At 62.0% G+C, this 11,404-nt stretch carries 11 protein-coding genes; 8 read left to right on the forward strand and 3 right to left on the reverse strand.

Translation table 11 applies throughout. The features are described 5' to 3' along the window. Positions 1-33 precede the first annotated feature (33 nt). The 5 genes from pdxH to RE4_RS05685 all read left to right on the forward strand — a co-directional run bounded on the left by pdxH (position 34) and on the right by RE4_RS05685 (position 5,119). Entirely contained in the window at positions 34-747 is a 714-nt protein-coding gene (pdxH, locus tag RE4_RS05665) for a pyridoxamine 5'-phosphate oxidase (protein ID WP_021332218.1), read from the forward strand. Continuing rightward, a complete protein-coding gene (locus tag RE4_RS05670) occupies positions 744-2,009 on the forward strand; it encodes an MFS transporter (protein WP_019744915.1) in 1,266 nt (421 codons plus the stop codon). The genes pdxH and RE4_RS05670 overlap by 4 nt, the downstream gene beginning before the upstream one ends. A 41-nt stretch (positions 2,010-2,050) precedes the next feature. After that, positions 2,051-2,998: an aldose 1-epimerase family protein gene (locus tag RE4_RS05675; RefSeq protein WP_020908787.1), complete on the forward strand. Its 948-nt coding sequence runs from the start codon at positions 2,051-2,053 to the stop codon at positions 2,996-2,998. 358 nt (positions 2,999-3,356) lie between these two features. Beyond that, positions 3,357-4,655 carry a citrate synthase gene (locus RE4_RS05680; RefSeq protein ID WP_003940509.1) on the forward strand — a complete coding sequence of 433 codons (1,299 nt, stop codon included), beginning with the start codon at positions 3,357-3,359 and terminating at the stop codon, positions 4,653-4,655. A gap of 101 nt (positions 4,656-4,756) precedes the next feature. Then, entirely contained in the window at positions 4,757-5,119 is a 363-nt protein-coding gene (locus RE4_RS05685; RefSeq protein WP_019744913.1) for an FKBP-type peptidyl-prolyl cis-trans isomerase, read from the forward strand. Positions 5,120-5,211: 92 nt separating this feature from the next. Here the strand turns inward: RE4_RS05685 and RE4_RS05690 are convergent, their stop codons facing one another. Both RE4_RS05690 and RE4_RS05695 read right to left on the reverse strand, forming a co-directional pair. Then, positions 5,212-5,973, reverse strand: coding sequence for an ABC transporter permease (locus RE4_RS05690; protein WP_019744912.1), 762 nt, complete (start codon positions 5,971-5,973; stop codon positions 5,212-5,214). Further along, entirely contained in the window at positions 5,970-6,923 is a 954-nt protein-coding gene (locus tag RE4_RS05695) for an ATP-binding cassette domain-containing protein (protein WP_060938158.1), read from the reverse strand. The genes RE4_RS05690 and RE4_RS05695 overlap by 4 nt, the downstream gene beginning before the upstream one ends. A 93-nt stretch (positions 6,924-7,016) precedes the next feature. Between RE4_RS05695 and RE4_RS05700 the strand changes: the two genes are divergently transcribed. Beyond that, positions 7,017-7,820 (forward strand): TetR/AcrR family transcriptional regulator, encoded by an 804-nt coding sequence (locus RE4_RS05700; RefSeq protein ID WP_019744910.1) that lies wholly within the window; start codon positions 7,017-7,019, stop codon positions 7,818-7,820. Here RE4_RS05700 and RE4_RS05705 read toward each other — a convergent pair. Continuing rightward, positions 7,755-8,738 carry a sugar-binding transcriptional regulator gene (locus RE4_RS05705; protein WP_007733475.1) on the reverse strand — a complete coding sequence of 328 codons (984 nt, stop codon included), beginning with the start codon at positions 8,736-8,738 and terminating at the stop codon, positions 7,755-7,757. The genes RE4_RS05700 and RE4_RS05705 overlap by 66 nt on opposite strands. Before the next feature lie 239 nt (positions 8,739-8,977). Between RE4_RS05705 and RE4_RS05710 the strand changes: the two genes are divergently transcribed. Both RE4_RS05710 and glpK read left to right on the forward strand, forming a co-directional pair. Next, a complete protein-coding gene (locus RE4_RS05710) occupies positions 8,978-9,808 on the forward strand; it encodes an MIP/aquaporin family protein (RefSeq protein WP_019744909.1) in 831 nt (276 codons plus the stop codon). A gap of 65 nt (positions 9,809-9,873) precedes the next feature. After that, positions 9,874-11,382: a glycerol kinase GlpK gene (gene glpK / locus RE4_RS05715; protein WP_020970480.1), complete on the forward strand. Its 1,509-nt coding sequence runs from the start codon at positions 9,874-9,876 to the stop codon at positions 11,380-11,382. Positions 11,383-11,404: the final 22 nt, after the last annotated feature.

Genomic DNA, 11,404 nt, shown 5'->3' on the forward strand with positions numbered 1-11,404 from the left:
GCCAGTGAGTACCCGGGAGTAGCGTTCTCGGCTGTGTCGAATGAACGTCAGGACCCGCAGGCGGTGGACAACGAGCTCGCGGCCATGCGTGTGGGCTATCCGCAAGCAGGCAGCGAATCGGAGTCCGTCGAGGACCGCATGAGTGCGGAATTGGATACCTCGGTCGTCGAGACCGGTTGGCTGCCCCTCATGCGTCAATGGCTCGTGGACGCCGTCGAAGCTGACGCGCCGGAGCCCAACGCCATGACTCTGTCGACGGTGGACGACGGTGGGCATCCGGCGTCGCGCACCGTGCTCTGTAAAGGGCTCAGCGAAGACGGTGTCCTCTTCTTCACCAACTACGGATCCGACAAGGCTCGTCACCTCGCCGCCCACCCGTACGCGTCGGCCAACTTCACGTGGCTGACCCTTGCCAGGCAGGTGATCGTCCGCGGCACCACCGAGCGCGTGAGTGCTCAACTGACGCAGGAGTATTGGCGAACCAGGCCTCGTGGATCGCAGCTCGGCGCGTGGGCGTCGTCGCAGTCTCGTCCGATCGACTCGCGTGCCGATCTCGACGAGCAACTGCGTGAGGTCGCCGCCCGATTCGGCGTGGACGGTGAGATTCCGGTGCCACCGAACTGGGGCGGGATTCTGATTCGGCCCGAGTCCGTCGAGTTCTGGCAAGGACGCGCCAACCGTATGCACAATCGAGTTCGCACGAGCCTGGTCGACGGACAGTGGTCCGCCGTCCGTCTCCAGCCGTGAGCCGGTTACTCGCGGACACGACTCCGCTCGAGAATCGCGACTATCGACGGCTGTGGACGGCCGGCATCGTCACCGTCATCGGCGCTCAGCTCAGTGTGGTCGCCGTACCGCAACAGGTGTACGAGATCACCCGAAGCTCGGCCTACGTCGGTCTGACGGGAATCTTCGGTCTGGTCCCGCTGGTCGTTTTCGGTCTGTGGGGCGGCGCACTGGCCGACGTCATGGATCGACGACGGCTGTTGATGATCACCTCGATCGGACTCGGTGTCACGTCGGTGCTGTTCTGGATCCAGGCTGCTCTGAACGTGAACAACGTGTGGTTGGTGCTCGGATTGTTCTCGGTTCAACAGGCGTTCTTCGCGGTGAACCAACCGACGCGAGCGGCGATCATCCCTCGGTTGATTCCGGGCAGGCAGTTACCTGCCGCGAACTCGCTGAACATGACTGTCGTGCAGTTCGGTGCGATAGCCGGCCCGCTACTGGCGGGTGTCCTCATACCGTCGGCCGGTCTGCAACTGCTGTACCTGCTCGACTCGATCTTTCTGATCGCCACGTTGTGGGCAGTGTGGAAGCTCCCGGCGATTCCGCCGACCGGCACGTCTCGGCGGGCCGGGCTCAGCGAGGTTCTGGGCGGTTTCACGTATCTCGCGACGCAGAAGGTTCTGCTCGCGTCGTTCGTGGTGGACATCATCGCGATGGTGTTCGGGATGTCGCGAGCACTGTTCCCGGAAATCGCACACGAATCCTTCGGTGACCCCGCCAGCGGCGGTTTTGCGCTCGGACTGCTGTTCGCAGCGATGTCGGTGGGAGCCGTTCTGGGCGGAGTGTTCTCGGGTTGGTTGCCACGGGTTCAGTACCAGGGGCGGGCCGTGCTGGTCTGCATCGCGCTGTGGGGGCTGTCCATGGTCGGCTTCGGCGTAGCGGTGTACTTCGCGAGTCCCGGTTCCAGTGTGATTCTGCTCTGGGTGGCGGTTGCATTCCTGGCATTCGGCGGCGCCGTCGACATGGTCTCGGCCGCATTCCGCAGCACGATGCTTCAGCAAGTGGCAACCGACGACATGCGCGGACGACTGCAGGGCGTGTTCATCGTGGTCGTGGCAGGTGGTCCGCGTATCGGTGACGTCCTGCACGGCGGTGCGGCCTTCCTGTTCGGGACCGGTGTCGCGGCAGCGGGCGGCGGCTTCCTGGTGATTGTCGGTGTTGTCCTTTCTGCCCTCGCATTTCCGGCGTTCGTTCGCTACAAGGTGGGACGCGCCGTCTGACGTCCTGGTTAACCGGTCGCTCGTGGTGGAAACTGGTACGTATGACTGCGCCGCACAGCACGGGTAGGGGAGGGTTCGAGATCCGTGGTGGCGGCTATCGAGCCGAGATCGCCGCGGCCGGTGCCGGGTTGCGGCTTCTCGACCACGAAGGTCCGAACGGTCAGCGCGCGCTGACCGAGACCTGGGCGCTCGGATCGAAGCCACCGCTGTCGGCCGGATTGGTTCTCGCGCCGTGGCCCAACCGAATTCGCGACGGGCACTTCATGTTCGACGGCATCGAGCATCAACTCGAGATCACCGAACCTGCGCTGGGGAACGCGAGCCACGGGTTCGTCCGTCGTCGCAATTGGAGCCTCGTGGACCACACCTACGAGCGCGTCGAACTGTCGGTGGACGTCGGACTGCACAAGGGTTGGCCGTATCCGTTGCAGCTGACGATCGCCTATGAGGTCGGTGCCGACGGGTTGACCGTCACGCATACGGCCACGAACAAGGGTGCGACCTCGTCTCCGTTCGGGCTCGGAATGCACACTTTCATTCGCGCCGGCGACTTTCCGCTCGACGAATGTGCGCTGCATCTGGCCGCAGGCACGCGGTTGCCGATCGATCCGGCGAGGATGCTGCCGAACGCGTATTCGCAGGCAGTCGCCGGTACGGATTACGACTTCCGGACACCGAGACTGCTCGACGGGGTTCAGTTGGACACGCCGTACAGCGCATTGGACGTCGTCGACGGCAGTGGTCGGACGCAACACGAGCTGCTGGCTCCGGATGGAACGGGCACTGCCCTGTGGACCAACCGCGAGTTCCCGTGGATTCAGGCCTTCATCGCAGATCCCGCCAACGACAAGGGGTATCCCGATCGCGGCCGCGCATTGGCTTTGGAACCGATGACCTGCCCGCCTGACGCCTTCAATTCGGGCATCGACCTCCTGGTGCTTCACCCGGGGCAGACGTGGACGGGTAGCTGGGGCATCAAGGCTCTGTGATCCGGCTCTCATACCGTGGGATCGTGTAACGCCGAGTAGGCATCGGCCGATAACAATCGGTTTTCGGTACCTCGTGTCAGTGCTCCGGACGGTCCGACATTGGTCCCATTCTCGGATTGCTGCCGAGATTTGCAGATCAGTGTGGGTAAATGCGCGATTCCGTAGACTGGAGTACCGGTCACGCGAGTGGGAAAACCCAGCCTGGAACGTGTTTCAGTTTCGGTGGGTATGTCGGGTTCGTGAGTACCCGAAAAATAGCCGTGGAGCGACCCTCCTTCGGCACGATCTCTCCCGTGCGACTAGTTTCTAGTTGATCGCATGTAGTTACTCGTTGGTTCGAGCTTGAGAGGGATCCTTCGTGCCCGCTGACAATGACACAAAGCCCACGCTTACTTACCCCGGTGGTGAGTACACGATGTCCATTGCCAGGGCAACAGAGGGCAATGACGGCATCGAGCTGGGAAAGCTGCTGGCCACAACGGGGTACACCACCCTTGACCCCGGTTTTGTGAACACTGCATCCACCAGTTCTGCAATCACCTACATCGACGGTGAGAAGGGAATCCTGCGTTACCGCGGATATCCCATCGAGCAGTTGGCAGGTAAGTCGACGTTCATCGAGGTCAGCTACCTGCTGATCTACGGCGAACTGCCGACCGACGCCCAGCTCGAGTCCTTCACGGACCGCATTCGTCGACACACCCTGCTCCACGAGGACCTCAAGCGGTTCTTCGACGGATTCCCGCGCAACGCTCACCCGATGCCGGTTCTCTCTTCCGCAGTGAACGCACTGTCGGCGTACTACCAGGATTCGCTCGATCCCGAGGATCCGGAGCAGGTGGAACTGTCCACCATCCGTCTTCTTGCGAAGCTGCCGACCATCGCTGCGTACGCGTACAAGAAGTCCGTCGGACAGCCGTTCCTGTACCCGGACAACTCGTTGAACCTGGTCGAGAACTTCATGCGTATGACGTTCGGCTTCCCGGCCGAGCCGTACCAGGGTGATCCCGAGGTCGCCAAGGCACTCGACATGCTGCTGATCCTGCACGCAGACCACGAGCAGAACTGCTCCACGTCGACCGTGCGCATGGTCGGCTCGTCGGACGCCAACCTGTTCACCTCCGTCTCTGCCGGCATCAACGCACTGTGGGGCCCGCTGCACGGCGGCGCGAACCAGGCAGTGCTCGAGATGCTCGACGAGATCAAGGCCAGCGGCAGCACCGCAGCCGAGTTCGTCCGCAAGGTCAAGAACAAGGAAGACGGCGTGAAGCTCATGGGCTTCGGGCACCGCGTCTACCGCAACTACGATCCGCGCGCTGCGCTGGTCCGCGAAACCGCGCACACCATCCTCGCCAAGCTCGGCGGCGACGACGAACTGCTCAACATCGCAATGCAACTCGAAGAGGCCGCCCTCACGGACGACTACTTCATCGAGCGCAAGCTCTACCCGAATGTCGACTTCTACACCGGCCTCATCTACCGCGCGATGGGCTTCCCGCCGCGCATGTTCACGGTGCTGTTCGCCATGGGCCGTCTGCCCGGCTGGATTGCGCACTGGCGTGAAATGCACGAGGATCCGGCTACGAAGATCGGCCGCCCGCGCCAGATCTACACCGGCTACACCGAGCGTGACTACAGAGACATCACGTCCCGCTGACGCGTGACCTAGCGACATCACGTCCCGCTGACGCGTGACCTAGCGATATCACCACCCGCTAGTCTTCTGTACCCAACATTTCGCCTCAACGAGGAGGACCCATGAGTAGCAAGCCCGTAATCGAGTTCCAGGAAGGCCCCGCGCCGACCGATCTGGTCATCAAGGATCTGGTTGTCGGAGAAGGCGCCGAAGCCGTTCCCGGTGGCACCGTCGACGTTCACTACGTCGGTGTCGAGTTCGAGTCCGGTGAAGAGTTCGACTCTTCCTGGAGCCGTGGCGAGTCCATTCAGTTCCCGCTTCGTGGCCTGATCAAGGGTTGGCAGGACGGCATCCCGGGCATGAAGGTCGGCGGACGTCGCCAGCTCACCATTCCGCCGGAGCTGGCATACGGCCCCGCCGGTGCAGGGCACCAGCTTTCCGGCAAGACCTTGGTCTTCGTGATCGATCTGCTGGAAGCCAAGTAATTCACTGTGCGCCTTTATTAACCCCCCGCGGTTAATAAAGGCGCACAGCACAAGCAGCCCCGCACCGTCAGGTGTGGGGCTTTCTTGCGTAGTCAGCTCGCGGTCTTTCGTCGGTAGAGCCAGTTCGACCACACGAATCCCGCGGCGGCGATGCCCAGGCACCACGCGAGGGCGATGGCCGCGCTGTTCCCGATCGGCGTGCCCATCAGGAGTCCGCGCACCGTCTCGATGATCGGGGTTACCGGTTGGTGCCGGGCAAATCCCTGCAGCCATGACGGCATTGTCTCAGCCGGTACGAAAGCAGTGCTGACGTAGGGCAGGAACATGATGGCGAAGGTGAATCCGCTTGCAGCCTCCGGGTTCTTGGCCAAGAGCCCCAAAGCTGTCGAGAGGTACGACATGGCAAAGACGAAGGCGACGATCACAGCGGCGACGCCGAGCCAGCGCAACGGATCGCTGGTCGGGCGAAATCCCATGATCAGCGCAACGACGACCACGATCGCCGTAGTCAGGACGTTGCGGACGACGCTGGCCAGTACATGACCGGTCAGGACCGACGACGGAGAGATCGCCAAGGTCCGGAAACGGTCTATGATCCCGTCCTTCATGTCGCTCGAGACGCTGACCGCGGTGGTCGAGGCGCCGAATCCGGCGCACAGAAGGATGATTCCTGGCACGACGTAGTCGATGTACTCGCTACCGGTGTTGATGGCGCCGCCGAAGACGTAGACGAACAGCAGCATGAGCATGACCGGAAGGGCTATCGCGGTGATCATCGAATCCGGACTGCGCAGAACGTGTTTGAGATTCCGGCGGAGCATCACCGCGGAATCGATTGCAATGGTGGAGGTCATCGAACGCTCGCAATCTCGGGTTGGCCGGATCCGGTGAGCGCGAAGAACACGTCGTCCAGATCCGGAGTGTGAACGGAGAACTTCTCGACGGTGATCGACGGATCGTCGATCGAGTCGAGGATGGCTTTGATCGACGGAACCGCCCCGTCGGAAGGGATGTGCAGGGTCAAGGTCTCGGCATTCGAATGCGCCTGCGGCAGTGATGCCGCGGCGAGTTCGAGTTGAGCCAGGTTCTCGAATTGCAGAGCGACATGGCCGCCGGCAACAAGGCGTTTGAGTTCGTCCGGTGTTCCCTCGGCGACGAGGCGACCGCCGCTCAGCACGCCGACTGTATCGGCCAATTCGTCTGCCTCGTCGAGGTATTGGGTGGTGAGGAAGATGGTGACGCCTGACGCTGTAAGTCCTCGAACGATCGACCACATTTCGTGGCGGCTCCGCGGGTCCAGGCCGGTGGTGGGTTCGTCGAGAAAGACGACGTCCGGTCGGGCGACGAGGCTCATTGCGATGTCGAGTCGTCTGAGCATGCCGCCCGAGTAGTCGCCGGCGCGTTTGTCGCCGAAGTCCGTCAAATCGAACTGGTCGAGCAATTCCTCGGCACGGCGACGGGAGTTCTTCCGGCCCAGGTGATTCAGTTCGCCCAGGAGGGTCAGATTCTCGAATCCGGTCAGCAAGGTGTCGACGGCCGCGTACTGCCCGGTCACGCTGATGCGCCGCCGAACGTTCTGTGGATCTCCGGGCAGTGAATGCCCCGCGACCGTGACCTCGCCTCCGTCGAAGGGGATGAGGGTGGTGAGAATTCTTACGGCCGTGGTCTTTCCGGCGCCGTTCGCGCCGAGGAGGGCATACACCGAACCGGCCGGGACCGACAGGTCGAGTCCACCCAGTACTTGTTGATCGCCGTAGCGCTTACGGAGTCCGTGGACCGAGATTGCGGGGATCGTTCCTGACATCGAGACCTCCAAGTAAGAACTGTGTATGTCATAAACTCGTGTTTATAGCGTACACAGTTCTAGGATGATGGCAAGAGTGAAGAGTGGGAGCTTATGGATCGCGGAGCGCTACCGAGAGCAGTTGAACTGGCCTGGGGACTGGACCAGCCGGGAACGCGGGGTCCCAAGAAGGGGCTCAGTCTCGAGCAAATTCTCGACACCGCGATCGAGTTGGCCGACGCGGAAGGTGTCACGGCTCTGTCGATGGGCCGCGTGGCCAAAGCGCTCGGGTTCACGACCATGTCGCTCTACCGCTACGTGGCAAGCAAAGACGAACTGATCGAACTGATTTCGGATCGGGTGATCGGGCCACCGCCGGTGATTCCCGACGGCGTGACCTGGCGCGTCAAGCTCGAGGCGTGGGCGAATCAGGAGTACGCCACGATGCTGAGTCGACCGTGGTGGCTCAAGCTGCCCATCACGGCTCCACCGACCGGGCCCAACAACATGGCGTGGCTCGACGCGGGTCTGAGCGCCCTCGACGGTGTCGCCCTGAGTGCCGCGTCGAAGTTCCAGGTGGTGACCAACGTGTCGTTGTTCGTCATCGGCCGCGCCCGATTCTCGGCCGACCTGGCTACTCGTTCAGCGCAGTCGGAAGATGACGACGTCGCATACGGTGCTCTCATTGCTCGTGTCATCAATCGGGAGGAATTCCCCCACCTGAGTGCCGCAATCGAGGAGGGTGGCTTCGAGGACGGCAGCCCGGAGGGTGAGGCCGCCGGCGACGATGCCTTCGATTTCAGTTTCTCGCTTGGCTTACTGCTCGACGGAATCGAGAAGCTGGTGCAGCGGTCAGGACACCAGCGCGGTGGCACTGACGTCGTCGATGATCAGGTCGGTGATCAGCCCGCCCCGTAGTGCGCCCTCCAGCGCGGGCAGTTTTGCTGTTCCGGCGACGATGCACACGCGCCTGGCGACCTTCTCGAAAAGGTCCAGTCGTGGGCCGCTCGCGCGCTCGTTGAGTTCGATTCCGCGGTAGCTCCCGTCTGACCGGAAGAACACGGTTGCGATGTCGCCGACTACTCCGTCGCGTCGAAGTGCTTCTGCTTCATCGGGTTCGAGGTATCCGGCGGTGTAGACGTGACTCGGGACGTTGCCGCCCGGTACGCCGATGCTGAAGACTGCCAGGTCCATTCGCTTTTGCATGTCCAGTACGCGTTTGATACTTCGTTCGCGCCACAACTGCTCCCGGGTCTCCGGGTAGTCGAAGAATGCGGGGACCGGAAATCCTTGGGGGAGAGCGCCGTAGGCGTCGGCGATGGTTCTGATGATGTCGCTGGCGTACGAGATTCCGGTGGTGCGAGTATTCGCGGCGCCGTTGAGTTGCACGACGTACGAGTTGTACGTGCGTTTGGGGGCAAGGTGCTTGCTGACTTCACTGAGAGTGGTTCCCCAGGCGATCCCCATCACCATGTCGCTGTCGAAGAACGACGCGAGCAGGCGTCCGGCAAAGGTTGCGACCTTCTCGAGTCGCTCGAGATCGCCCACCAGTTCCGGCACCGTCACCACGTGGGCACGCACTCCGTACCGTTCCGAGAACTCGCGTTCGATGCGAGGAGCCTGGCCGTGCGGGGTGCTGATCTTGATCTCGACGAGGCCTGAGGTGCGCGCGTAGGTGATCAATCGGGAGACGGTGGATCGGGACACCCCCATGTCGCGGCCGATGGCAGCCATGGTCTGGTCCTGGAAGTAATAGAGGCGTGCGGCCTGAACGGCGTCGGCGATGCGAGGGTCCGCCGGATCGGAGGTAGCGGAGTCGGAAGTGGGAGTTTCCATGGGTTCGTCCTGTCTGCACGTACGTGCAAGAGCACTGAACCGAATCTTATCCGAGTAGAACCAGGTTGAGCCGCTCGATCACGCAAAGTCCCAGAAGTGTGTCTGTTACCCGCGTTACGGTGCGCAAATGACGCATTTGCACATATGTGCACGAGCTATGCGTGAATGTGCAATGGGCTTTACGCTACGGGTGCAGCAATCCAAACTATGACATGCATCACAACGAAGTGAGGGTGGGGATGGAGAAAGCCAAGCGATTGGGGCTTCCAGGCGAGTTGGCAGCCGAGTTCGCCGGAACGATGATCTTGATCTTGTTCGGCGTCGGAGTTGTGGCGCAGGTTGTGTCCGGCGGGAGCGGTGGGGGTCTCGGCGGACACGACAGTATTGCGTGGGCCTGGGGACTCGGCGTCATGTTCGGCATCTATGTCGCAGGCCGGGTGACGGGTGCTCATCTGAACCCCGCAGTGACCTTCGCCTTCGCGATCTTCCGGGGATTCTCCTGGCGCAAGGTGCTGCCGTACACCCTGGCGCAGACCGCTGGAGCCTTTGTCGCCGCGTTGATAGTCCGGTGGAATTACAACGACATGCTCAATGCGATCGATCCCGGACACACAACCGCCACCCAGACGATCTTCTCGACGATGCCCGGAAACGGAACGCTTCCGGTCAGTCTCGGCTCGGCTCTGATCGATCAGATCATCGGCACCGCCATCCTGTTGTTCCTCATCGTTGCAGTCACCGATTCTCGTGGAACTCCGCCGCTCGCGAATCTCGCGCCGTTTGTCGTCGGATTGATCGTGGTGGGAATCGGATTCGCCTGGGCGACCAACGCGGGGTACGCCATCAACCCGGCGCGCGACTTCGGGCCACGACTGGCGTCCTTCATCACCGGCTACGGCAGCGCCTGGCGAGATCAGTACGGGAGCTTGTATTTCTGGGTGCCCATCGTGGGACCCCTGATCGGCGCTCCGATCGGAGTGTTCCTCTACGACAAGCTGGTTGGAAGATTCCTGCCTGACGAGGAGTCGGCGGAGGAAGCGACCGAAGAGCCGGCGTCGATACCGGCGTGACCGCGAAACATTATCTCTGACAGTCAATCTCTCGTACTTTCTTTCGATACCAAAGGGGTAGCACGATGACGCAGTTCGTAGCCGCGATAGACCAGGGAACCACCTCCACACGTTGCATGATCTTCGATCACAGTGGGCACGTAGTCGCTGTCGAACAGCACGAGCACACACAGATCTTTCCGCAGGCAGGCTGGGTCGAACACGATCCGATCGAAATTTGGGACAACGTCCGCAACGTCACCGCGGGCGCTTTGGCAAACGCAGACCTGACCGCGGCCGATATCGCGTCCGTCGGCATCACCAATCAGCGTGAGACAGCGGTGGTGTGGGAACGCGCCACCGGAAAACCCGTCTACAACGCAATTGTCTGGCAGGACACACGCACCGATCGAATCTGTACTGCACTCGCCGGCGAGGACGGGCCGAAGAAGTACACCGAAGTCACCGGATTGCCTTTGGCCACGTACTTCTCGGGTCCCAAGGTCAAGTGGATTCTCGACAACGTCGAGGGGGCGCGTGAGAAGGCCGACGCAGGAGAGTTGTGCTTCGGCACGATGGACACCTGGGTGCTGTGGAACATGACCGGCGGCGTCGACGGCGGAGTGCACGCAACCGACCCCACCAATGCGTCGCGCACCCTGTTGATGGATCTCGACACTCTCGCTTGGGATTCGGCGATCTGCGCCGACATGGGCATCCCCGAATCGATGCTCCCCGAGATTCGCAGCTCGTCCGAAACTTTCGGATTCGTACGCGAACGTGGAACGTTGTCCGGTGTGCCGATCGCCGGAATCCTCGGCGATCAGCAAGCAGCGACTTTCGGTCAGGCCTGCCTCTCACCCGGAGAAGCGAAGAACACCTACGGAACCGGCAACTTCGTGCTCCTCAACACCGGCACCGAAAAGGTGATGAGCAAGAACGGTTTGTTGACTACGGTCTGCTACAAGATCGGTGAGCAGCCAACGGTTTACGCGCTGGAAGGATCGATCGCCGTGACCGGTTCGCTGGTCCAGTGGCTTCGGGACAACCTCGGCATGATCGACAACGCGGCCGACATCGAGGTCAATGCGCGCTCTGTGGACGACAACGGTGGCGCGTACTTCGTGCCTGCGTTCTCGGGTCTGTTCGCACCGCACTGGCGCGCGGATGCCCGCGGTGCCATCGTCGGTCTGACCCGGTTCGTGAACAAGGGGCACCTTGCCCGGGCGGTACTCGAAGCGACTGCGTACCAGAGCCGTGAGGTGATCGAGGCGATGAACCTCGACTCGGGCGTCGACTTGAAGGTACTCAAGGTCGACGGCGGAATGGTCGCGAACGAACTCCTCATGCAATTCCAGGCCGATCTGCTCGACGTCGAGGTGATCCGCCCTGTCGTTGCGGAGACCACGGCATTGGGCGCTGCGTACGCCGCTGGTCTCGCGGTCGGGTACTGGGAGAGCGAGGACGACATTCGCAGCAACTGGGCGAAGGACAAGAGCTGGACGCCGTCGATGGATTCGGCCGAGCGTGAGCGGCTGTACGCAGGCTGGCAGAAAGCCGTCACTCGGACACTCGACTGGGTCGACGCAGACTGATAGCGGCGCCCGAATTTCTACC

The sequence above is a fragment of the Rhodococcus erythropolis NBRC 15567 genome (genome assembly GCF_001552595.1).
Lineage (GTDB): Bacteria > Actinomycetota > Actinomycetes > Mycobacteriales > Mycobacteriaceae > Rhodococcus_F > Rhodococcus_F erythropolis.